This is a genomic window from Streptomyces sp. NPDC051211 (assembly GCF_040689505.1).
Classification (GTDB): Bacteria; Actinomycetota; Actinomycetes; order Streptomycetales; family Streptomycetaceae; genus Streptomyces.
Genome location: NZ_JBFBAV010000011.1, coordinates 1 through 22,875, shown reverse-complemented (window position 1 = coordinate 22,875; position 22,875 = coordinate 1). Strand labels below are relative to the sequence as shown.

General features: G+C 72.8%; 21 protein-coding genes. 14 read left to right on the top strand and 7 right to left on the bottom strand.

What is annotated here, in order from left to right; translation table 11 throughout:
• Nucleotides 1-2 precede the first annotated feature (2 nt).
• Nucleotides 3-983 (top strand): 2,3,4,5-tetrahydropyridine-2,6-dicarboxylate N-succinyltransferase, encoded by a 981-nt coding sequence (dapD, locus tag AB0447_RS13645; RefSeq protein WP_366476798.1) that lies wholly within the window; start codon nt 3-5, stop codon nt 981-983.
• A 364-nt stretch (nt 984-1,347) separates the two neighbouring features.
• The gene (locus tag AB0447_RS13640) at nt 1,348-1,923 is read left to right on the top strand and encodes a DUF1062 domain-containing protein (RefSeq protein ID WP_366476797.1); all 576 of its coding nucleotides are present in this window, start codon (nt 1,348-1,350) and stop codon (nt 1,921-1,923) included.
• Nucleotides 1,924-1,975: 52 nt separating this feature from the next.
• On the opposite strand, the gene AB0447_RS13635 is transcribed toward AB0447_RS13640, so the two are convergent.
• Nucleotides 1,976-2,230 (bottom strand): hypothetical protein, encoded by a 255-nt coding sequence (locus AB0447_RS13635; protein ID WP_366476796.1) that lies wholly within the window; start codon nt 2,228-2,230, stop codon nt 1,976-1,978.
• A 186-nt stretch (nt 2,231-2,416) separates the two neighbouring features.
• Nucleotides 2,417-4,258: an endonuclease/exonuclease/phosphatase family protein gene (locus tag AB0447_RS13630; protein ID WP_366476795.1), complete on the bottom strand. Its 1,842-nt coding sequence runs from the start codon at nt 4,256-4,258 to the stop codon at nt 2,417-2,419.
• Nucleotides 4,259-4,492: 234 nt separating this feature from the next.
• On the opposite strand from AB0447_RS13630, the gene AB0447_RS13625 reads away from it, so the two are divergent.
• A complete protein-coding gene (locus AB0447_RS13625) occupies nt 4,493-5,977 on the top strand; it encodes a hypothetical protein (RefSeq protein WP_366476794.1) in 1,485 nt (494 codons plus the stop codon).
• 162 nt (nt 5,978-6,139) lie between these two features.
• On the top strand, nt 6,140-7,579 hold the full coding sequence (locus AB0447_RS13620) for an alkaline phosphatase PhoX (protein ID WP_366476793.1): 1,440 nt from the start codon (nt 6,140-6,142) through the stop codon (nt 7,577-7,579).
• A 30-nt stretch (nt 7,580-7,609) separates the two neighbouring features.
• Here AB0447_RS13620 and AB0447_RS13615 read toward each other — a convergent pair whose 3' ends face one another.
• From AB0447_RS13615 to AB0447_RS13600, 4 genes are all read right to left on the bottom strand, one after another.
• Nucleotides 7,610-7,795: a hypothetical protein gene (locus AB0447_RS13615; RefSeq protein ID WP_366476792.1), complete on the bottom strand. Its 186-nt coding sequence runs from the start codon at nt 7,793-7,795 to the stop codon at nt 7,610-7,612.
• A 114-nt stretch (nt 7,796-7,909) separates the two neighbouring features.
• Nucleotides 7,910-9,127, bottom strand: a complete 1,218-nt coding sequence (locus AB0447_RS13610; RefSeq protein WP_366476791.1) for a TerD family protein — start codon at nt 9,125-9,127, stop codon at nt 7,910-7,912.
• A 176-nt stretch (nt 9,128-9,303) separates the two neighbouring features.
• On the bottom strand, nt 9,304-9,531 hold the full coding sequence (locus AB0447_RS13605; RefSeq protein WP_366476790.1) for a hypothetical protein: 228 nt from the start codon (nt 9,529-9,531) through the stop codon (nt 9,304-9,306).
• Between the two features lie 43 nt (nt 9,532-9,574).
• Nucleotides 9,575-11,092 (bottom strand): aldehyde dehydrogenase (NADP(+)), encoded by a 1,518-nt coding sequence (locus AB0447_RS13600; protein ID WP_366476789.1) that lies wholly within the window; start codon nt 11,090-11,092, stop codon nt 9,575-9,577.
• 127 nt (nt 11,093-11,219) lie between these two features.
• Between AB0447_RS13600 and AB0447_RS13595 the strand changes: the two genes are divergently transcribed.
• The 8 genes from AB0447_RS13595 to AB0447_RS13560 all read left to right on the top strand — a co-directional run bounded on the left by AB0447_RS13595 (nt 11,220) and on the right by AB0447_RS13560 (nt 19,072).
• A complete protein-coding gene (locus AB0447_RS13595) occupies nt 11,220-12,029 on the top strand; it encodes an IclR family transcriptional regulator (protein ID WP_366476788.1) in 810 nt (269 codons plus the stop codon).
• Between the two features lie 92 nt (nt 12,030-12,121).
• The gene (locus AB0447_RS13590) at nt 12,122-13,096 is read left to right on the top strand and encodes a hypothetical protein (protein WP_366476787.1); all 975 of its coding nucleotides are present in this window, start codon (nt 12,122-12,124) and stop codon (nt 13,094-13,096) included.
• On the top strand, nt 13,093-14,433 hold the full coding sequence (locus AB0447_RS13585) for a histidine kinase (RefSeq protein ID WP_366476786.1): 1,341 nt from the start codon (nt 13,093-13,095) through the stop codon (nt 14,431-14,433). The genes AB0447_RS13590 and AB0447_RS13585 overlap by 4 nt, the downstream gene beginning before the upstream one ends.
• Entirely contained in the window at nt 14,430-15,095 is a 666-nt protein-coding gene (locus AB0447_RS13580; protein WP_366476785.1) for a response regulator transcription factor, read from the top strand. Before AB0447_RS13585 ends, AB0447_RS13580 begins: the two co-directional genes overlap by 4 nt.
• A gap of 62 nt (nt 15,096-15,157) precedes the next feature.
• Nucleotides 15,158-16,606 (top strand): penicillin-binding transpeptidase domain-containing protein, encoded by a 1,449-nt coding sequence (locus AB0447_RS13575; protein WP_366476784.1) that lies wholly within the window; start codon nt 15,158-15,160, stop codon nt 16,604-16,606.
• Between the two features lie 97 nt (nt 16,607-16,703).
• On the top strand, nt 16,704-17,111 hold the full coding sequence (locus AB0447_RS13570; RefSeq protein WP_366476783.1) for a GNAT family N-acetyltransferase: 408 nt from the start codon (nt 16,704-16,706) through the stop codon (nt 17,109-17,111).
• Between the two features lie 134 nt (nt 17,112-17,245).
• Nucleotides 17,246-17,953, top strand: a complete 708-nt coding sequence (locus AB0447_RS13565) for a DsbA family oxidoreductase (RefSeq protein WP_366476782.1) — start codon at nt 17,246-17,248, stop codon at nt 17,951-17,953.
• A 69-nt stretch (nt 17,954-18,022) separates the two neighbouring features.
• Complete coding sequence (locus tag AB0447_RS13560; protein WP_366476781.1) at nt 18,023-19,072, top strand: aminotransferase class V-fold PLP-dependent enzyme; 1,050 nt, start codon at nt 18,023-18,025, stop codon at nt 19,070-19,072.
• A gap of 65 nt (nt 19,073-19,137) precedes the next feature.
• On the opposite strand, the gene AB0447_RS13555 is transcribed toward AB0447_RS13560, so the two are convergent.
• Nucleotides 19,138-20,247 carry an aminotransferase class V-fold PLP-dependent enzyme gene (locus AB0447_RS13555; protein ID WP_366476780.1) on the bottom strand — a complete coding sequence of 370 codons (1,110 nt, stop codon included), beginning with the start codon at nt 20,245-20,247 and terminating at the stop codon, nt 19,138-19,140.
• 64 nt (nt 20,248-20,311) lie between these two features.
• Here AB0447_RS13555 and AB0447_RS13550 point away from each other — a divergent pair, with 64 nt between their 5' ends.
• Together AB0447_RS13550 and AB0447_RS13545 are read left to right on the top strand one after the other, a co-directional pair.
• Nucleotides 20,312-21,397 carry an amidohydrolase family protein gene (locus AB0447_RS13550; protein ID WP_366476779.1) on the top strand — a complete coding sequence of 362 codons (1,086 nt, stop codon included), beginning with the start codon at nt 20,312-20,314 and terminating at the stop codon, nt 21,395-21,397.
• Between the two features lie 342 nt (nt 21,398-21,739).
• Entirely contained in the window at nt 21,740-22,645 is a 906-nt protein-coding gene (locus tag AB0447_RS13545; RefSeq protein WP_366476778.1) for an SCO1860 family LAETG-anchored protein, read from the top strand.
• Nucleotides 22,646-22,875 lie beyond the last annotated feature (230 nt).

Genomic DNA, 22,875 nt, shown 5'->3' with positions numbered 1-22,875 from the left:
ACATGACTGCTACGCGTACCACCGGCGCCGTCGCCGCCGGACTTGCCACCATCACCCCCGACGGCACCGTCCTCGACACCTGGTTCCCCGCCCCCGAGCTGGTCGAAGAGGCCGGCCCGGCCGGCACCGAGCGGCTCACCGCCGAGCAGGCCGTGGAGCTCCTCGGCGCCGCCGCGGCCAAGGCCATCCGCTCGGACGCGGTCCGCGGGGTCGAGGTCGTCGCCGTGCGCACGGTCATCTCCGCCCTGGACGACAAGCCGCTGGACACGCACGACGTCTACCTGCGCCTGCACCTGCTGAGCCACCGCCTGGTCAAGCCGCACGGCCAGAGCCTGGACGGCATCTTCGGCCTGCTGGCCAACGTCGCCTGGACCTCGCTCGGACCGGTCGCCGTCGACCAGGTCGAGACCGTCCGCCTCAACGCCCGCGCCGAGGGCCTGCACCTCCAGGTCACCTCGATCGACAAGTTCCCGCGGATGACGGACTACGTCGCCCCCAAGGGCGTACGCATCGCCGACGCCGACCGGGTCCGGCTGGGCGCGCACCTGGCCGAGGGCACCACGGTCATGCACGAGGGCTTCGTCAACTTCAACGCGGGCACCCTCGGCACCTCCATGGTCGAGGGCCGCATCTCCGCGGGCGTCGTGGTCGGCAACGGCTCCGACATCGGCGGCGGCGCCTCCACCATGGGCACCCTGTCGGGCGGCGGCAAGCAGATCATCTCCATCGGCGAGCGCACCCTGGTCGGCGCCGAGGCGGGCGTGGGCATCGCGCTGGGCGACGAGTGCGTCGTCGAGGCCGGCCTCTACGTCACCGCGGGCACCCGGGTCACCCTCCCGGACGGCCAGATCGTCAAGGCCCTGGAGCTCTCCGGCGCCAACAACATCCTCTTCCGCCGCAACTCGGTGACCGGCACCGTCGAGGCCCGCCCGTACAAGGCGGCCTGGGGCGGCCTGAACGAGGTCCTGCACAGCCACAACTGACACCCAACCGCACCGACCTGCGGCTGAGTTCGCGACCCACGCGCTGACCTGACCTGACCTGACCTGCGGCCGAGCCGCCACCAGTCGTGGGCGCCGGTCACCGACGAGCGCCCTCCCACGGCCCCCAGACGGCCCGGGAGGGCGCTCGTTTTCGGAGGTTGGTCCTGTCCCGGCAGTCAGTCGACGAAAATCAGTGGAGCCGCACTCCCGTGGGCCGTTACCGTGCTCCCGCCCACAGTCGCCCTGTCAAGGACGTGCCGTTGTACACCAAGTGAGACCCCCCGAGCGCTGAACCGTCGCGCGTCGCACATGTGCGCCGCGCTCCTTTTCGCTGCGGTCTTCTCACTGGAACCGGTGTATTTCTGTGTCCGAAAACTGGGTGGTCGTGCCCACCTGCCTGCCGATCGTTCTCCGCCGTTGCCACAGGTGCGCCTCCGGGCGCTTCCGGGCGAACGGCAAATTCCGCGTCAACGCGAACCACAAGCTCCTCGACGCCTGGCTCCTCGCCCTGTGCACCGCGTGCGGGGACACCACCAAGCTCACCGTCCTGGAGCGGATGAACGTGCGTTCCGTACCACCCGAGCTCCTGAACCTGCTGCACGACAACGACCCCGGCCTGGCAGCCGAACTGCTCCAGGACCCGGTCGTACGGCGCCGCAATCGCATCGCCCTCGACTGGGACAACGCCTGGCGCCTCGACAGCGGCGCGGCGGATCGGCCGCATCAGCCGCATCGGCCGTATCAGCCGGAGGGTGAGGCGATCGAGGTCTCGGTCCGCTTCGCGGCGCGGATACCCGTGCGGCCGGTGCGACTGATCGCCGAAGGCTTCGGCTTTCCGCGAGCCGAGGTCGAGAGACTGCTCACCGAGGGGAACCTCGTGTCGACAGTCCGCCTGAGCGGCAAGCTCTCGGGCGACTTCACCTTCACGCTCAAGCGCTGAGTCCTTCCGCCCCGGGGCCTGTCCGGCAGTATCCGAACCGCCGGACAGGCCGTCAGTGCAGTGGGAAGGTGCGGACCAAGCCCGCGAAGGCCTGCTTTTCGGCCTCGGTGAGTTCCACGCACTCCATCGGGTGGGCGGCCGCGCTCCGCTGGGACGGGATCACGCCGAGCCCGTCGAAGCCGCCCGGCTCGGTGTGGTGGTGGCGGCTGTCCCACAGCAGGTGGCCGAGGCCCAGGACCCAGACCAGGGCGGCCACGAACAGCACGGCGAGGCCGATTTCCTGCGCGAGCGAGATGGAGGGGAACACGCGGACCTCCAATGGGGAGTGCGGGCGTACGCGATCGTGCGTGGGGACACTCAACACCACATTTCGCCCTTTGAGGGCAGATGTGTCCAGGATCACGCCAGGGCCAAAGGTCCCGATCGCCACCGGCCCGGAGCATGCCGGAGGGCCCGGCCGGGACGGCGGCCGGGCCCTCTGCTCCGCCCGTGGTTACGGGCGGAAGCGCAGGACCTGCGGGTCGTGGTCGCTGTTCTGGTCCGAGAACTCCGCGTTGAGGTGGACGCTGTCGTACGTGAAGTTCTTGATCGCCGGGCTGGTCAGGATCTGGTCCAGCACCTGCGAGTTGCCCTGGAAGACGTACGAGTAGCGCTCCGACTTCGGCAGCGACATGATCGCCGGGTAGAGCGCCCCGCCGTCCGTCAGCGCCTTGGTCGTGTCGGAGAACTCGAAGTCGTTGATGTCACCGAGGACGACGACGTTCGCGTTCTTCTGCGCCGCGAGGAGCTCCTTGACGAAGCCGTTCACGGACTGGGCCTGGAGCAGCCGCTTGGCCTCGGACGAGCGCACCGGAGGCTGGTGGTGCGAGGTCAGGCCCTCGTCGCCGCCCTTCGAGCCGAAGTGGTTGGCGATCACGAAGACCGTGCGGCCGCGGAAGACGAACTCGCCGGCCAGCGGCTTGCGGCTGTTCTCCCACGCCGCGTTCGCCGGGTCGATCCGGCCGGGGGAGTGGGTGAGCACGGCCTTGCCGTTCTCCTGGGCGACACCGGTCGGGGTCGTCGCGTTGCCCGCGTCGCGGTCGGTGAACGACACCCGCTCGGGGTTGAAGAGGAAGACCTGGCGGATGTTTCCGCCGGGCTCGCCGCCGTCCTTGTTGTTCTCCGGGTCGACCGTGCGCCACTGGTAGGCCGGGCCGCCCGCGGCCTTGATGGCCTCGGTGAACTTGGTCAGGGTCTGGTCCGCGGAAACGATTCCGTCGTTCTTGGCGCCCGTGTTGTCCTGGATCTCCTCCAGGGCCAGGATGTCGGGCGCGGCCAGGTTCTCGACGACCGCCTTCGCCAGCGCGTCGAACTTCTCCTGCGGGTCGCTCGGGTCGAGGTTCTCGACGTTGTACGTCGCGACCGCCAGCTCGCCCTGGCCCTGCGGCTTGGTCTTCTCCGGCTGCAGGTTCTTCGACTGCACGGTGCCCAGGGTGCGGGCCACCAGCGTGTAGCCGCCGAACTGGTTGAAGTCGAGCGGGCCCTCGGTGGTGCCGGTCAGCCGGTCGCCGACGTTGGCCACCGGGAAGGGCTGCTGGGAGATCGGAGCGAGCTGCTGGATCTGAAGCCGGCCGGTGTTCTGGGACTCGTACGAACCGTAGAGGGTGCCGCCGCGGCGGGTGTTGTTCTCCCAGCCCTTCACGGTGACCCACAGCTCCGAGTACGGGTCGGTGGCGCCGACCACGCGCGAGGTGCCGATCCGGACGCTGGTGCCCTCCAGGGACTCGTAGTAGTCCAGGGCGTAGCGGGACGGCTCGAGGGCCAGGCCGTTGATGCTGCCGGCGGCGGCCGGGTCGCCGGCCGGGGCGTACTCGCCGGGCACCGAGTACTCGTTGATGAGCACGGACTCCGGCAGCGGGTTGCCGGAGGAGAGCACGGTCACGGTGGGCTTGGAGATCTGGGTCACCGACTGGTTGCCCGAGTTCAGACCGCCGGGGACGTACTCGCCGACCAGGCCGGACACCTTGACGGCGTCGCCGACGGCGACGGTGGGCACCGAGCTGGTGAAGACGAAGACGCCTTCGCTGGTCGCGTCGTTGTCGTCGGCCTGCGGGTCCTGGAACCAGAAGCCGCGCGAGCCGTAGGTCCGGACGCCGGTCACGATGCCTTCGACGTCGGCGACCTGCTTGCCCGCCAGGGGCGATATGCGGGTGGTGCCCTGGATGTCGTGGATGCGTACCGGGTCGGCGGACGCGGCGCCTTCGGCCGCGTCGGCGGAGCCCGCGAGCAGGCCGGTGGCGAGAGCGGTCGCCACGACGGCCGCGACGGCGGCGGAACGGGTATGCGAGGAACGCATGGGCAGGACTCCGGAGGGTTGTGAATGAGGGAAAACGGAGTGGCGGTGCGATCTGTTCAGATCTACGCGCGTCAATTTCCAATTTGAGCGGCCCACTTGTCAAGGCCTCCAGGGAATACGTGATCTGACTGTCGGATGAACCGACGGCATCGGCTCGCCAGGGCGGTCCGGAATGCGTCTACGCTGGACCGCTGATCCCCCACCTGCCGTTTGTTTTGCGAGGAGTACCCCCACATGTCCGCAGAGCCGCGCCCCCTGCTGCCGCCGGTACGGCTGCACTCCGAGGCGGAACTGGCCCGCGAGGCCCTCGCGACCCCCCTGCTCTCCGGCGCCGTACGACTGGCCCGTTGGGCCGGCCCCGGCACCCGGGTCGGCGCCGGCGGCGAACTCCTCGACGAGCAGCTGCCCGAGGCGGCGGTGCTGCTCGGCCTCGGTGCCCACCCGGACGGCCCGGCGTACGCGAGCCAGGCCTGGCGGGTCGCCGTCGACGCCGGACTGGTCGAGGTGACCGAGCCGGAGGACGTCGAACGGGACGCCGACGAGGGCGGATTCGCCAGCGCCGAGCCCGGCGAGGACCTGGCCCTGGTGACCGGCGGCACCCCCGCCGACGTGCTGGACCTGTGGCTCGCCGCCCTCGACTCCGTCCTCGCGGACGCGGCGGTACCCGACCTGGACGACCTGGTCGACGCCCTCGACGCGGGCGGCGAGATCGATTTCGAGCAGCTGGACTGGGACCCGCAGCGCGAGGCGGATTTCCTCGACGGGGTACTCGCCAACCTGTACCTGCTCACCGTCGCGGACGGCGGCGCGGCCGACGGGCCGGTCCCGCTGCCCGTGCTCGCCGCCTCCATGGTGGTGCCCGAGGACATGGGCGACCCCACCGAGGAGGTCCTGGAGCAGGTGTCGGACGCCATGATGCGGCTGGACGACCAGTTCCGGCAGCTGGAGCCGATCGGCCTGGTCGAGTTCCGTCCGGTGGACGAGGAGCTGATGGCGGAGGCGGACGACGAGGAGTTCGCCGAGTTCAACGCCCCCGCCGGCGCGGAGGACGAGGACGTCTCCCGGTACGGGCTGGTCCGCCTCACCCCGCTCGGCCTGTACGGCATCCGGGCCCGCCTGCTGGAGGCCGGGGTCGAGGCGCCCGCCGTCGGCGACCTCGCGGACAAGGGCGCCGACGCCCTGCTCGACGCGGTGTCCGGGTTCTCCGAGGCCACCGCGCAGGCGGAGATCGAGCTGTGGCTGGCGGCCGGCCGCGAACGGCCCGCCGCCGTGGCCGAGCTGCTCGCCGCCGCGCGGGGCGGCGACGAGGGCGGACCGCTGCGCCGGCTGCGCTGCCAGCAGGCCCTGTCGCTGGCCGGGGACGAGGCGGAGTCGGTGGTGCGGGCCGCGCTCGACGACCCCGAGCTCGGCGGCCTGGCCCGCGTCTGGCTCGCCGAGCGCGGCGCCGCCGACGTACCCGCCCCGGACCAGGAGATGGTGTTCTGGCTGACCGTGGACACCCTCGCGGCCCAGCTCGCCGCGGGCGGGGAGACGGACGAGCTGTCCGGGCTGATGACCAGCCTGACCGACCGGCACAGCGGATTCTTCGACGCCGTGTGGCGGGTGGAACACCCGGCGACGGCCGAGGTGCTGGAGGCGATGGGCCGGCTGCACCCGGACCGCAAATCGGCCAAGGACGCCCGCAAGGCCGCGTTCAAGGCCCGGTCCAGGCACGCGTAACGCGTCGTTAATCGGCCGGAGTTGGGCCGGAGTCGGCCATTCGGGCCACCGGCAGGGGGACGCCCGGCGGCCGTGGGGAATTCAGCGGCCGTTCACGTGCGGGCGGGAAGGTGTGCGCCGACCGCACGACAGGCGCACCAACTCCCCACCCCTGGAGACCCGATGCCGCTCAGCCGCAGAGACTTCGCCGCCCGCTCCGTCCTCGCCGGAGCGGGCGTCGCCCTCACCGGTACGGTCGCAGCCCTCGCCACCGCCCCCGGGGCGCTGGCCGCCGACGACAGCACCCTGCGCGACGAGCACGGCCGGCCCTGCGAACCCGGGTACGGCCCGCTCCTCCCCGACCCGGCGGGCCTGCTGGCCCTGCCGGCCGGGTTCTCGTACCGGGTGCTCACCCACAGCGGGGTCACCCGGCTGGAATCCGGCGAATACACCCCCTCCAACCACGACGGCACCGCCGCCTTCGCCGGCCACCGCGGGGCCACCCTCCTCGTCAACAACCACGAGCTGAAGGGCGTCCGCTCGAAGTGGGCACACCCGGTGCCGCTCGCCGAGGGCCTGGTCTACGACCCCGCCGCGGCCGGCGGCTGCACCGTCGTCGAGGTCCGGCACGGCGGTGAGGTCGCCGAATGGGTCGGCATCGCCGGTACGTCGACCAACTGCGCCGGTGGCGCCACCCCTTGGGGGACCTGGCTGACCTGCGAGGAGAACTCGGACCTGGCCGGGAAGAACGGCATGACCAAGGACCACGGCTACTGCTTCGAGGTCGACCCGCACGACCGCCGCGCCAACCTGGACCCCAGGCCCGTCAAGGCCTTCGGGCGGTACGACCACGAGGCCGTGGTCATCGACCCGAAGCAGGGCCACGCCTATCTGACCGAGGACGCCTCCGGCCCCAACGGGCTGTTCTACCGCTGGACTCCGCCGGCCGGGTTCCGGCACGGGCGCGGCCGGCTGCGCAGCCTCGCCGACGACGCGGGTGTGCTCGCCGCCGCCAAGTGCTTCGACAGCTCGGGCCGGTTCGTGGACGACCTCTCGCGCGCGACCCGGATCGGCACCGTCTACGGGGTCGACTGGATCGCGGTGCCCGACCGGGACGCGCGGACCGTGCCGGTGCGCCGGCAGTTCGCGGACGGGGCCATCACCCGGGGCCGCAAGCTGGAGGGCATGTGGTGGGCGGACGGGGGCGCCTACTTCGTGTCCTCCTACTCCCGGGAGGAGAGCCCGGGCACGGCGCACGACGGCCAGGTGTGGTTCTACGACCCGAAGCGGCGCACCATCCGGCTCACCGTGCGGCTCGGGGTGAACGCCGACCCGTCCGTGGCGGGCGGCTACGACGGGCCCGACAACATCACCGTCTCGCCGTACGGGGGGCTGATCCTCGCGGAGGACGGCGAGGGGCTGCAGCACCTGTTCGGGGCCACCGAGTCGGGGCGGGCCTACCCGCTGGCGCGCAACGAGCTGAACCTGGGCACCCCGGAGGAGCCGGAGTTCTCCGAGTTCGCCGGAGTCTGCTTCTCGCCGGACGGGCGCACCCTGTTCGCCTCCGTCCAGGCCCCGGGGATCCTCTTCGCGATCACCGGGCCGTGGCGGCGCAGGCACTGAGGCCGCGGGGGCCGGTCCCGACCCCGACGCCTAGCGGGCCGTGCTGCCGGCCACTTCCGCGTGGTCGGCGGCGGCCCACTCGGCCAGCAGGAACTCGTACGCCTCCGAGGGCCACTCCTCGCCCTCCGTGCGGGTCTCGACCAGGTGCCGTATCGCCGCGTTCGCCTCGGCGGCGGACGGGCGGGCGGGACCCGGGGGCGGGAGCATCTCGTACATGCTTCCAAGGCTACGGGCGGGCACTGACAGTTACCTCCGGATTGAGGGTGGGGTGGGTCACCCGCGGTCCGCCGGCACCGGACCGCGGGTAACCCCGTCACCCCGCCCACCTGCTCAGAGGGCCTGAGCCGCCGGCTTCACCATGCCGCGCACTGTGCGGGACTTCACAAACTCGCCCATGGCCGTCATCTCCCATTCGCCGGAAAACTGCTTGATCAGCTTGGCCATCATCACGCCGGTCTGCGGCTCGGCGCCGGTGAGGTCGAAACGGACCAGCTCCTCGCCGGTGGCCGCGTCCATGAGCCGGCAGTAGGCCTTGGCGACCTCGCTGAACTTCTGCCCGGAGAAGGAGTTCACCGTGAAGACCAGGCCGGTGGCCTCGGCGGGCAGCCGGCCCAGGTCCACGACGATCACCTCGTCGTCCCCGGCGCCCTCACCGGTGAGGTTGTCACCCGAATGCTTGATCGCGCCGCCCAGGATGGACAGCCGGCCGAAGTAGCAGCTGTCCAGGTGGTTGCGCTGCGGGCCGTACGCGATGACGGAGGCGTCGAGGTCGATGTCCCGGCCACGGAAGGCGGGCTCCCAGCCCAGACCCATCTTGACCTGCGAGAGCAGCGGCTTTCCGCCCTTGACCAGGGACACCGTCTGGTTCTTCTGGAGGTTGACCCGGCCCTTGTCCAGGTTGATCTTCCCGGCGCCGAGGGTGGGCGCGGGCGGTGCGGCGGGCGGAGCCGGGGGAGCGGGCGGGGCAGCCGGGGCCGGGGTGAAGGCGGGGGCGGCCGCCGGTGCGGGCGCGGGAGCGGCCACGGGGGCCGCCGGGGCGGCGGGCTCCTCCTCCACCGAGACGCCGAAGTCGGTGGCGATGCCGGCCAGCCCGTTGGCGTAGCCCTGGCCGACCGCGCGGACCTTCCACGCGCCGCCGCGCTGGTAGACCTCGACGACGACCAGCGCGGTCTCGGTGCCCAGCTGGGGCGGGGTGAAGGTGGCGATCACCGCGCCGCCGTCCGCGTTGCGCACCGTCGCCGTGGGCTCGATCCCCTGGAAGGTCTGGCCTGCGGCGTCCGGGCTGGCGGTGACCACGATGCGCTCGATGCCCGGAGGCAGGGCGCCGGTGTCCACGGTGATCGAGTCCGGTGCCGCCCCGCCGCCGGACCGGTAGCTGACACCGGGGCCGGACGGCTGGTTGTAGAAGATGAAATCGGCGTCGGAACGCACTTTGCCGTCGGCGCCGAGCAGCAGCCCCGATACGTCGAGCCGTACCGGAGCGGCCACGTCGACCGTCACGCGGACGGCGTTGAGCGGCAGGTTCGAACCAGGGGTCATAGCGGTCATGCCCCGTCAACGACCGAGGTGCCTTTGCCGTTCCCTTACCTTGGAGCAATTCGGCCGGTCCGGTTCGGCCATACGGGCGAGCGGGACCGGCCGGACAGGACCGGGCGACGGTCGGGCGGGACCGGTCGCGCAGCACCGGTCGGGCGGTCGGGCGGTACCGGTCGGGCGGGACCGGTTCAGCGGCGGCCGGAGTTGCGCGGGTGGTTCTTCGCGGTGCGCTCGTTGCCGAATTTGTACGCGCCGGTCCAGCGGGCCATCACCAGCTGCGCGTCCCCGGACTCGACCTCGGCCAGGAACTTGGCCGCCCGGCCGCCGCGCAGGGTGCAGGCCGCCCGCCCCTGATGGGTGATGGCGACGGCGCCGTCGGTGCGCTGTTCGTACGTGAATCCATGGGGTCTCGGCATGGCCCGAAGCCTGCCCCGCGCCGGACGGGGCAGGCAAAGGGATTTACGGAGTGACCCGGCGGGGCAGCCCGAGCGGGTTGCCGTCCTGCAGCTCCGGCGGCAGCAGCGGGTCCGGCACCGACTGGTACGCCACCGGGCGCAGCCAGCGCTCGATCGCGGTGCCGCCGACCGAGGTGGAGTGGGAGGTCGCGGCCGGGTAGGGACCGCCGTGGTGCTGGGCGGGGGCCACCGCCACCCCGGTCGGCCAGTTGTTCACCACCACGCGTCCGGCCAACCGGGTGACCCGGCCGATCAACTCGGCCGCCGGGCCGGGCCCGCCCGCGGTCTCGGCCGCCGACAGCTGGAGGGTGGCGCTCAGGTTTCCGGGCAGCCGGTCCAGGACGGCGGCGGCCTCGTCCGGCCCGTCGTACCGGGCGAGGACGGTCACCGGGCCGAAGCACTCCTCCAGCAGCAGCTCGTACGCCGGGTCGGCGAGTTCCCCGGCCGGTACCGAGAGGAAGCCCGCGCCGACCGTGTGCTCCCCGCCCGGACCGGCGGCGACGGGCGCCGTGACGGCGGGCAGCGCGGCCCGCTCCGCGACCCCGGCGAGGAAGTTGTCCCGCATCCGGTGGTCGAGCAGCACCCCGGGGCCGGTGTCGGCGAGCGTCTTGGCCAGGGCGTCGGCGAGCCGGTCGCCGTCCGCGCCCTCGGGCACCAGGACCAGGCCGGGCTTGACGCAGAACTGGCCCACGCCGAGGGTGACCGAGCCGGCGAGGCCGGTGCCGATCTCCTCGGCGCGCTCGGCGGCGGCCGCCGGGGTGACCACGACCGGGTTGAGGGAGCCGAGTTCGCCGTGGAAGGGGATGGGGACGGGCCGGGCGGCGGCCGCGTCGAACAGGGCTCGCCCGCCCCGGATGGAACCGGTGAACCCGGCGGCGGCCACGAGCGGGTGGCGGATCAGCTCCAGGCCGGCGTCGAAGCCGTGGAGGACGGTGACCACGGCGGCCGGCAGGCCGGCGTCGAGCGCGGCCCGGCGCAGCAGCGCACCGCACAGCTCGGAGGTGGCGGGGTGGTCGGGGTGTGCCTTGACCACGACGGGGCAGCCGGCGGCCAGCGCGCTGGCGGTGTCGCCGCCGGGCACCGAGAAGGCCAGCGGGAAGTTGGAGGCGGCGTACACGGCGACCACGCCGAGCGGCACCTTGTAGCGGCGCAGGCCGGGCCGCGGCGGGGTGAGGTCCGGGTCGGCGTGGTCGATCCGGATGTCGAGGTAGGAGCCCTCCTCGACGGCGTCGGCGAAGGCGCGCAACTGGTAGGTGGTGCGGCCGAGCTCGCCGGTGAGCCGGCCGGAGCCGAGGGCGGTCTCGGCGTCGGCGGTCTCGACGACGAGCGCGGCGGACCCGTCGAGCAGGTCGGCGGCGGCGCGCAGGAAGGCGATCCGCGCGGTGCGGTCGGCGAGTGCGGTGCGGGAGGCGTGGGCCGCCCGGACGGCCTCGTCCAGTTCCTGGGGTGTGGCCTCCGCCGCAACCTGTTCGAGCCGCTTCCCGGTGCGGGGGTCCACACTCCAGACTGGTGCTGCTGCCATGCCCACTGCCTCCTGGATCGTTCAGTATTCTGAACGCCGTTCCGGTGGATGAATGATCGATCCTGCTGCGGACTCTATTTCCGCGTCCTCCGGGTGACAAGAGGCGACAGAGGGGAAGGGGCGGTCGATGACCACCACGGAGACGGCGGCCGGGACCGACGGGCCGGCGGGCGCGGCGGCGCCGACGGCGGCACCGGTCAAGTCGGCCGTCCGCACGGTCCTGTTGCTGGAGCACTTCGCGGCCCGGCCGGGACTGCACAGCCTGGCCGACATCCAGAACGACCTCGGACTGCCCAAGTCCAGCCTGTACATGCTGCTGCGCACCCTGGTGGACCTGGGCTGGGTGGAGACCGACGCGACCGGCACCCGGTACGGCATCGGCGTGCGGGCGCTGCTGGTCGGCAGCTCGTACATCGACGGGGACGAGGTGGTCGCGGCCGCCCGGCCCACCCTGGACCGGCTCTCGGACGAGACCACCGAGACCATCCACCTGGCCCGGATGGACGGCACCAGCGTGGTCTACCTGGCGACCCGCCAGTCCCAGCACTACCTGCGGCCCTTCACCCGGGTGGGGCGCCGGCTGCCGGTGCACTCCACCGCGCTCGGCAAGGCGCTGCTGGCCACGCACACCGACGAGGAGGTGCGGCTGCTGCTGCCCGAACGGCTGGAGGCCGTCACCGAGCACACCATCACCGACCGGGAGCAGCTGATCGAGGAGCTGGCACTGGTACGGGAACAGGGGTACGCGATCGACCGCGAGGAGAACACGCTGGGACTGCGCTGCTTCGGCGTGTCCATCCCGTACCGCACACCGGCCCGGGACGCGGTCAGCTGCTCGGTGCCGGTGGCGCGGCTGACCTCGGCGCACGAGCAGGCCATCAGGGCCGCGCTGTTCGAGGCGCGGGACCGGCTGGCCCTGGTGACCCGGCGCATGTGATCCCCGGAGGAGGGGGTTCCTCCCCCGGGCGGGGGAGCGGGTTCCCCATCACGGGGGAGGTGGTGCGGTCCTGCGGACGCGACCGTTGAGTCATGACCACGGGATACGTGAACCAGACGCACTCGGCCTCCGCCCCGCTCGGGGCCGCCCGCCGCGCCCTGCGCTTCCTCGCGCTCGGGGCGTGCCTGCCCTACCTGACCCTCAAGACGGCCTGGCTGGCCGGGAGCCGGATCGGCATCCCCGAAGGCAGCGTGCTGCGCGAGCCGGGCCTGTTCTTCACCGTCGCCAATGCGGCGACGCTCCTGATGGACGCCGTGCTGGTGGTGATCGTCCTGGCGCTCACGCTGCCGTGGGGGCGGCGCATACCGGCCTGGCTGCTGACGCTGCCGGTGTTCACGGCGACCGGGCTGCTCACCCCGATCCTCGGCGGGTTCCCCGCCCTGACGCTCATGCGGGCGCTCGGCGGCGGACCGGACCGGGCGCAGGCCGCGGCGAGCGAACCCTTCCTCGACGACTGGGTGTTCAACATGGTGTACGTCGGCTTCTCCGTCCAGGCGCTGGCGCTGGCCGGGCTGTTCGTGCCCTACGCCCGGGAGCGCTGGGGCCACCTCTGGCAGGGGACCGTCGGGGCGCCGATGTCCGGTGCGATACGGGCGGTGGCGGTGGCCGGCACGGCCGGGGCGATGGCCTTCGCGGCCCTGCAGCTCTACTGGATCGCCGGGGGCACGGCCGGGCTGAGCGCCGAGCGGGTGGCCAACTGGTCCTCGGACTCCGTGATGATGTGCGTGGTCCACTCGATGTGCGGGCTGGCCGCGGCGGCCGGCGGGCTGCTGCTCGCCTTCGGCGGGCGGCGTCCCGTCCGCGGACCGCTGGCCCTGGCCTGGGTGGGAGGGTCGGCTGCAGCGGCCTGGGGACTGTGGCTGAGCCTCGCCGTCCTCGCCCCGGAGGCCGATCCCGCCAAGCAGGCCACCTCCGTGATGCAGCTCGCCTACGCTGGCCAAATGATCACTGGCCTGCTCGTCGCGACCGTCCTGACGCGGTTCCTCGGCTCCCGCCGCGCCGGATGAGCCGACTGCTGGGAGGTCCGGCCGGGCTGCGCTGGATCCACCTGATACTCGGCGGAGCCCTGCTCATGCCGTACTACTTCCTCGCCTCGACGGTGGTCGGCACGCTCGGGGGCAATGCTCTCGCCTCCCTGGGGATGCTGTTCCTCGTCTACGCGGCCGCTCTGCCGCTCGCCGCCACGACCGCCCTGTTCCCGCTGGTGCGGCCGATGTCGGTGGCCGCCGTACGGGCCATGTGCGGGGTGCCGGGGGAGCAGCTGGCGGAGGGGCCGGCCCGGTCCTGGGCGGCGCGCGGGCGGACCTCGGCCTGGTGGACCCTGCACCTGGGGGTCGGGGCGCTCGTCAGCGGGATGACCCTGGCGGTGCCGCCGATGGCGGTGGTGCTGCTGGCCCTCCCGTTCGTGACCGAGCTTCAGCGGGTCCGGCTCGGGCTGGGCTGGTTCAGCACCGGGGCCGACCCGGCCCTGGCCCCGCTGCTCGGCCTGGTGCTGCTGGCCGCACTGGGCCTGTGCGCGGTGGGGGCCGGGGCGCTGCTGGCCCGGCTGGCGCCGGCGCTGCTCGGACCGACCGCGGCGGACCGGCTGGCCGCCGCCGAGGAGCGGGCCGCGGACCTGGCCGTACGCAACCGGCTCGCCCGCGAACTGCACGACGCGGTGGGCCACGCCCTGAGTGCCGTCACCCTGCAGGCGGGGGCCGCCCGCCGGGTGCTGGACACCGACCCGGAGTTCGTCCGGGAGGCGCTGGCCGCGATCGAGGACACCACCCGGCGCACGGTGGGCGAGCTGGACGCCGTACTGGGCCTGCTGCGGGACGGGGACGCGGCACGGCCCGACGCCGCGCCCGCACCGATGCTGCACACCGACCTGGAGGGGCTGTTGGCCCGCACCCGGACCGCCGGCAGCCCGGTCGCGGACCACCAGGACCCGGGCCCGGCCGGGGACTGGGAGTGGCTGCCGGCCATCGTCTCCCGGGAGGCGTACCGGATCGTGCAGGAGGGCCTGAGCAACGCCATGAAACACGGCACCGGACCGGTGGAGCTGACCATCGCCGTGCACCGAATAGCCGGCAGCCCCGGCAGCCCCGGCAGCCCCGGCAGCCCCGGCACCTCCGGGGCCGGGGACACACGCGAACTGGAGATCTGCATGACCAACCCACCGGCACCCGCCCCGGCCTCGTCCGCCGGCCGGCCGCAGCGCACCACCGGCGGCCGGGGCCTGCGCGGCACGGCCGAGCGGGCGGCGCTGCTCGGCGGCGCCGTGGAAGCGGGGGAGCACGAGGGGAACTGGCGGCTGCGCGCCGTCCTCCCGCTCGGCGGGGAACCGGCCGGAGGCCGCCGATGAGCCGCCCGCCGCTGCGCATCGTCCTCGCCGACGACGAGCGGATGGTCCGCACCGCCCTGCGGGTCATCCTCGAAGCCGAGCCCGACCTGACGGTCGTCGGCGAGGCCGTCGACGGAGCCGAAGCCGTCTCCCGGGTCCGTGCCCTCGCCCCCGACGTGGTGCTGATGGACGTCCGGATGCCCGGCATCGACGGCATCCGCGCCACCGAGCAGATCCTCGCCACCATGCCCGAGCCGCCCCGGATCGTGGTCGTGACCACGTTCGAGAACGACTCGTACGTGTACGGCGCGCTGCGCGCGGGCGCGTCCGGCTTCCTGCTCAAGCGGGCCGACCCGGAGGAGCTGGTCGGCGCGGTCCGGCTGGTCGCCCGCGGCGACTGCCTGCTCTTTCCCGCCGCCGTCCGCGCCCTCGCCGACCGGCACGCCGCGGCGACGGCGCCCGCCGCCGCGCCCTGGGTGGCCCGGCTCACCGACCGGGAGGCGGACGTCCTGCGGCTGATGGCCAGGGGACTGTCCAACCACGAGATGAGCGAGCGGCTCGGGGTCGGCCCGCAGACCGTCAAGACGCACGTGGCCGCCATTCTGGCGAAGACCGGCTCCCGGGACCGCACCCAGGCTGTCATCGCCGCGTACGAGGGAGGCTTCCTCATGAAGAAAACCTGAGAACCCGGCCACAATCGGGGCAGAGCGGAACGCGTGGGGCCTGCGGTGCGTCATCCAGGGGGATGAACAAGACGATCAGGCGTGCGTCGGTCTTCTGTCTGCTGCTGGTTCTGGCCCTGCTGGTACGGGTCACCTGGGTGCAGGCATACCAAGGCCAGGCCCTCGCAGACGACGACCACAACCAGCGGAACACGATCGCGGCCTACGCGAACCCGCTGGGCAACATCATCGTGGGCGGGGAGTCGATCACCGGCTCCCTGCAGACGGGCGGCAACACCTTCGGCTACAAGAGGACCTACACGGACGGCGGGCTGTACGCGCCCGTCACCGGCTACAGCTCGCAGGCCTTCGGCAAGACGCAGCTGGAGTACGTCTACCGGCACGTCCTGGACGGCTCCGACAACCGGCTCAAGACGCCCCTGGACGTGCTGACCAACAAGCGCTCCGACCCGGGCAACGTACTGACCACCGTCGACGCCGAGGTGCAGAAGGCCGGCTACGAGGCGCTGAAGGGGAAGAAGGGCGCGGCCGTCGCCATCGACCCCGCCACCGGTGCGATCCTCGGCATGGTGGTCAACCCGTCGTACGACCCGAACCGGATCACCGGCGCCACCGACGGGCAGGCCTGGAAGGAGCTCTCCGCGGACCAGGGCAAGGCGCTGGAGAACCTGGCCGCCCGCAACCCGATGGCGCCCGGTTCCACCTTCAAGCTGGTCACCCTCGCAGCGGCGCTGGAGAACGGCCTGGTCGGCTCGCTGGACACGCCCACCGGCATCCCGGACCCGTACACCATCCCGGGCACCAGGACCCTGCTGAAGAGCGAGGCCGGCTCGGCCGCCTGCAACAACGTATCCGTGCGCACCGCCCTGCGGCTGTCCTGCAACAACGTCTTCGCGGAGCTCGCCCACAGGCTGGGCCAGGACAAGATGCGGGCGATGGCGGAGAAGTTCGGCTTCAACCAGCAGCAGCGCATCCCGTTCAGGGCCGACCCGGGCAAGTACCCGTCGAAGAAGATGTCGAAGGACCAGGTGGCGCAGACCGGTATCGGCCAGTTCGACGTGCAGGCCACCCCGCTCCAGATGGCCATGGTCACGGCGGCCATCGAGAACGGCGGCAAGCTGGTCGACCCGCACATCGTCTCCGAGGTCACCGACTCCGGCGGCAGCGTGCTGGAGTCCTTCGAGGACCCCAAGTCCCGGCAGGTCATCAGCGAGGAGACCGCCGAGAAGCTCCAGGACGCCATGAGGACCGTGGTTGCCGAGGGCGGCGGCAAGCCGGCCCAGGTCAGCGGCGCCGAGGTCGGCGGCAAGACCGGAACCGCGCAGCGCGGCGTCAACAACAGCATTCCGCCGCTGGCCTGGTTCACCTCCTACGGGAAGCTGGGTGGCAAGCAGATCGCGGTCGCGGTGATGATCGAGAACTCGGACACCGACCGGTCGGAGATCGGCGGCGGCAAGCTGGCCGCCCCCGTCGCCCAGAAGATGATGCAGGCCTGGCTCAAGAAGAGCTGATTGCAGGCCCGGCCGCGGAAGAGCCGGTACCGGCCACCGCGCCCACGTGCCCACGCGCCCGGGAACCGCCGCGGTTCCCGGGCGCGTCCCTGCCTCCATGATCAGAAACGCGCGGCCCGCCGACCTCGACGCCATCGCCGCCCTGCACGCCCGGGCCCGGGCCACGTACTACCGGGACCACATCCCGGAGGAGGCCTACGCGGGCACCGCCGAACTCCGGCGCACCCGCGAGGGCTGGGACCGGGCCGTGGCCCGCGCCGACGGCGGGGTGCTCTGCGCGAAGCAGGACGGCGAGCTCACGGGCGTCGCCGCCTTCCGCCCGGTGGACGGCGAGATGACCCTCACCCAGCTCCACGTCGAGCCCGCCCACTGGCGCCGCGGCATCGGCGCCGCCCTGCACGAGGCCTGCCTCACCGCCTGGCGCCGGGCCGGCGTCCGCCGGGCCCGCCTGGAGGTCTACGAGCACAACCTGCGCGCGCAGTCCTTCTACACCGCCCACGGCTAGCACCCCGCCCCCGCCACCCAGCCGGCCGGCTCTCACCTCACCCTGTGGCTCACCCTCCCGGAACCGTCCGGGGAATGAGACGCTCCGGGGCGGTGTTGCAGGGCGTGACCAACCTCCCGGAGAGAAGAAGGATCATGCGCGTCGAGATCTGGAGCGACATCGCCTGCCCGTGGTGCTACATCGGCAAGGCCCGGTTCGAGAAGGGGCTGGCCGGTTTCGAGCACCGGGAGCGGGTCGAGGTGGTCTTCCGTTCCTTCGAGCTCGACCCGAACCGTCCCAAGGGAGACACCGCGCCCGTCGTCGAGATGCTGGCAAAGAAGTACGGCCGCACCCTCGACGAGGCCCGCGGGATGGAGGAGCACGTCGCGGCCACCGCCCGGGCCGAGGGGCTCGACTACCGCACCGACGGCCGGGACCACGGCAACACCTTCGACATCCACCGGCTGCTGCACCTCGCCGCCGGCCGCGGCCGCCAGGACGCCCTGCTCGACCTGGCCTTCCGGGCCAACTTCGCGGAGGAGCGGTCGGTCTTCGACCACGAGGTGCTGGCCGGGCTCGCCGTGGAGGCGGGGCTGGACGAGGCGGAGGCGCGGGCCGTGCTCGCCGATGACACCGCCTACGCCGACGCCGTGCGCGCCGACGAGCGCGAGGCCGCCGAACTCGGGGCGAACGCCGTGCCGTTCTTCGTCCTCGACCGCCGCTACGGGATCTCCGGAGGGCAGCCCGCCGAGGTGTTCACCCGGGCGCTGGAGCAGGCGTGGGCCGGGTACGAGCCGGCCGGCACCGACCCGGCGGCCGAGGCGTGCGAGCCCGACGGATCCTGCCCCACCCCGCAGGTATAAGCAATCCTTGGCGAAGCCACGCTGAATTAGTCAATGGACTTTGGGATGGTCCTGGCGCACAGTGGAGCCATGGATCTTCCTCTCGCGGACGCGGAGTTCGCGCATTCGACGACGACGTACCTCAACACCGCCACGTGCGGGATCCTCCCGCAGAGCGCGGTGGCCGCGGTGCGGGAACTGGCCGAGGCGGCCGGGGCCGGGACGGCCGCCGGGTTCGGCGACTTCGACCGGGTGGCCAGGGTGCGGGAGCGCTTCGCCCGCCTGGTCGGTGTCGGCCCGGACCGGGTGGCGGTCGGCTCCGCCGTCGCCACCCATGTCGGCCTGATCGCCGCCTCGCTGCCCGCCGGAGCCGAAGTCCTCTTCGCCGAAGGGGACTTCGCCTCGGTGATCAACCCGTTCGTGGTGCGGGGCGACCTCAAGCCCCGGTTCGTACCGCTGGAAGTGCTCGCCGAGGCGGTCCGCAAGGACACCGCCCTGGTCGCGGTGAGCGCCGTGCAGTCCGCGGACGGGCGTACGGCCGACCTGCCCGCGATCCGCGAGGCCACCGCGGGCCACGGTGTGCCGATGCTGGTGGACGCCACCCAGGCGGTGGGCTCGGTGCCGTTCGACGCCGCCGCGTACGAGTACACGGTCGCGGCCGGCTACAAGTGGCTGCTCGGCTCGCGCGGAGCCTCGTACCTCACCGTCTCCGAGGCCGCCCAGGACACTCTCGTCCCGCTGCACGCGGGCTGGGTGGCGGCGAAGTCGCCCTGGGACGCCACGTACGGCCCGATGCCGGAACTCGCGCCCGACGCACGGCGGTTCGACGAGTCCCCGGCCTTCCTCGCCTACCACGCGGCCGAGCCCTCGCTGGCGCTGCTGGAACGCATCGGGATCGCGGCGATCCACGCCCACAACACCGCCCTGGCCGCCCGCTACCGCGCGGGCCTGGCGGAACTGGGCCTGGCTCCGGTGCCCGGCGACTCTCCGATCGTCTCGGTTCCCGGCCTCGCCGACCGCCAGCCGGCCCTGGCGCGGGCCGGCATCCTCACCTCGGCCCGCGCGGGCAGCCTGCGCGCGTCCTTCCACCTCTACAACACGGCGGCGGACGTGGACCGGCTCTTGAACGCCCTGGCGTAGCGGGCGGCCGGCGTCGTGGCCCTGCCGCTGCCAGTGCTGCTGCCAGTGCGGCCGCTGCGCGGAGCCTAGGCCGACAGGGCGGTCTGCCAGGCGGATTCGGCTGCGGCCAGGGCCGGCGCCGGCGCCGCCGACAGGGCTGCGGCCAGCGCCGTCAGGGCGGCCGAAACCACCGGGAGGGCAGCGGCCGGGCCGTAGTGGTTGACCCGGATCATCTCCTGAGCCAGCGCGCCGCCGCCCGCGGCGAGGGGGGCCGACGGGTCGGCGGCGAGGGCCTTCGAGACCACCAGGGAGGCGTCCGGCACCCGCAGGGTGGTGGCCACCGGCGCGGCCTCCGCGGCCAGGGCCACCCACCGGGCCAGGCCGAGCGCCGCCGCGCCCGCCCGGGTCGCCGCCGCGGCGGCCGCGTGCCGGGCGGTCAGGCCGGGCAGGGTCTCCTCCGCGATCCGGCCCAGGCACGCCTCCAGCGCCAGCATCTCCAACTGCGCCGGCGCGTGCAGCAGTGCCTTGCGCCCGCCGTCGATCCAGCGCTCCTTCCAGTCCAGGAGGGAGAGGTACGAGCGGCGCGGGGCGGCGGGGTTGGCCGCGAAGCGCGCCCACGCGCGGTCGGAGACCGATACCGCCGAGACGCCCGCCGGGCCGCCCATCGCCTTCTGCGCGCCGATCACGCACAGGTCCACGCCCCACGCGTCCGGCAGCAGCGGTTCCGCGCCCACCGAGGCCACCGCGTCCAGCATGAACAGGGCCCCGTGCGCGCGCACCACCTCGCCGATGGCCGCCACCGGGTTCGTGTTGCCGGTCGCCGCCTCCGCGTGCACGAGGGAGACGAAGTCGGTCTCGGGGTGCCGGTCGAGGGCGTCGGCGACCTGGTCGGCGGTGACCGCGGTGTCGAAGGGCACCGCCAGGTCGACCACCGTCGCCCCGCAGTCCCGCAGCCAGTTCCCGAAGGTGGTCCCGTACGGGCCCGTCACGATGTTCAGCGCGGTCGAACCGGGCCGCGCGCCCGACCGGATGCACGCCTCCAGCGGCAGCAGCGCCTCGCCCTGTGCGATCACCACGTCCTGGCAGGTCCCCAGGAGGTCCGCGACCCCCTGCTCGATCGACGCGAAACGCTCCGCGGTGAGCGGGGGCAGGTCCAGCAGCGGGTGGGCCGCGGGGCGGGTGGCGGGGTGGTCCACGGTGGTGCTCTCTTCGTCCGAAGGTACCCGCAGAGCCTACCGAGCACGTGCGTACAGTGCGCGTATGAGCGAAGTGCTGCATGTGAAGGGGCGCGTGCTGGTCGGGCCCGACGAGGTCCGCGACGAGCTCTGGGTGGTCGGCGGCCGGATCACCTACGAGCGCCCGCGCGCCGCCCGCGAGGCGGTCACGGTGACCGGCTGGGTGCTGCCCGGACTGGTGGACGCCCACTGCCACGTCGGGCTCGACCGGCACGGCCCGGTCGACGACGCGACCAGCGAGAAGCAGGCGCTGACCGACCGGGAGGCCGGCACCCTGCTGATCCGGGACGCCGGATCGCCCTCCGACACCCGCTGGATCGACGACCGCGACGACCTGCCGAAGATCATCCGGGCCGGGCGGCACATCGCCCGCACCCGCCGCTACATCCGCAACTACGCCCACGAGATCGAGCCCGAGGACCTGGTCGCGTACGTCGGCCGGGAGGCGCGGCGCGGCGACGGCTGGGTGAAGCTCGTGGGGGACTGGATCGACCGGGACGCCGGGGACCTGACCGCCTGCTGGCCGCGGGCCGAGGTCGAGGCCGCGATCGCCGAGGCGCACCGGCTCGGCGCCCGGGTCACCGCGCACTGTTTCGCCGAGGACTCGCTGCGCGACCTGGTCGAGGCGGGCATCGACTGCATCGAGCACGCCACCGGGCTGACCGAGGACACGATTCCGCTGTTCGCCGAGCGCGGGGTGGCGATCGTGCCGACGCTGGTCAACATCGCCACCTTCCCGCACCTCGCGGACGGCGGCGAGGCCAAGTTCCCGCGCTGGTCCGCGCACATGCGGCGGCTGTACGAGCGGCGCTACGACACGGTGCGGTCGGCGTACGACGCGGGCGTGCCCGTGTACGTCGGCACGGACGCGGGCGGTTCGCTGCCGCACGGCCTGGTCGCGGCGGAGGTCGCGGAGCTGGTGAAGGCCGGGATCCCGGTCGTGGACGCGCTGTCGGCGACGGCCTGGGGTGCCCGGGAGTGGCTGGGCCGGCCGGGACTGGCGGAGGGGGCGCCGGCCGACCTGGTGGTGTACGGGGCGGATCCGCGGGCGGACGTGGGGGTGCTGGCGGACCCGCTGCGGGTGGTGCTGAACGGGCAGGTCCGGGCTTGACGCGTTGCTGACGCGGGCTTGACGCGGCCGTGACGCGGAGGCCGGGGTGGTCGTTGGAATGGCCTGTCCCCGGCCTCGGCGAGGCCTTGTGCCGATGCAGGAGGGAACCCGAGTTCCAGCTGAGACTCAAGAATCGAATATGTGCGTGGAAACCACCCTTTGGGGTGAACTGACGCCAGGTTGCCGCCTGTTCACTCTCAGTGCGTAAAGATTCCGGGGTCGAGGCCGTCGGCGCGCGCAATGTCCCCCATTGGCGGCGCGACGGCTCCAAAACTCCTTGGGGGTTCCACCACCTTGAACGGCAACACCTTCCGCATGCCCGCAATGCCCGCAATGCCCGCAATGCCTGCACTGCTGCTCGCCGCCGCACCCGTCGCCCTGTTCGTCGCCGCCCCCGCCCACGCGACCGGCACCCCCGGCGGGAACACCGAGGGCAAGGCCGGTGCGGTGGTCCTCCGCACCGGCCTGGACGTCGGCCTGCTCAACAAGACCGTCCACCTGCCGCTGAAAACCACCCTGAACGAGGTCAACGCCCCCGCCTCGGCGGAGAAGACCGCGCTGACCGTCACCCTCGACGGAGTCGAACAGGGCAAGCCGGTGAGCGTGCTGCGCGCGGACGTGGCGAGCTCCAAGGCGACGGCGGACCGGATGCGGGCCGCCGCCGAGGTCAACCTGGTCAATGCCAAGGTCCATGTCCCGGGCCTGCCGCTGCTGTCGCTGATCCAGGTGGAGAAGGTCACCTCCAAGGCCGTGTGCGAGGCCGGCAAGCAGCCGCTGGCCACCTCGAACGTGCTCGGCTCGGTGACGGTGCTGGGCAAGAAGACCACCCTGTCGGCGGGCGGCACGACGAAGGTGTCGGTGCCCGGAGTGGGCGAGGTCAGCCTGGTGCTGTCCGGTACCGAGACCACCTCGCGCACCGCCGCCGCGGCGGCGCTGCGGCTGAAGGTCTCGGTCAACCCCCTCAAGCTGAACGTGGCGGAAGTGGAGGGCGAACTGGTCCTCGCCGAGGCGCGCTGCGAGTCCCCGGCACCGCTGTCCTCGCCCTCACCCACACCCACCCCCGCCGCGTCCGCCACGCCGGACGTGAAGCAGGACCTGAAGCCGCAGACCTCCGGCACCCGGGCCAACCTGGCGGAGACCGGCGGCAGTTCGGTCACCCCGTACGTGGCGGGCGGCGCACTGATCCTGCTGGGCGTGGGCGCCGGCGCAATGGTCCTGAGCCGGGGCCGCGGACGGGGCCGGGCCTAGTAGTGCTTTGTTAGGTGGTGTCGTGGGGCTGTCTTGGGGTGGGTTGTCGGCAGGTGGGGCAGGTGCCGGTCCAGGTAGCGAGTAGGTGTTGGAGGAGGTCCAGGGCCTGGTAGAGGGTCAGGCCCTGGCAGGGGCTTTTGGGCTGCTCCGCTGTTCGGTGAGGAACAGGTGGGCGGCGGTGACGAGGGTGACGTGCCGGTGCCAGCCGGTGAAGGACCGTCCCTCGAAGT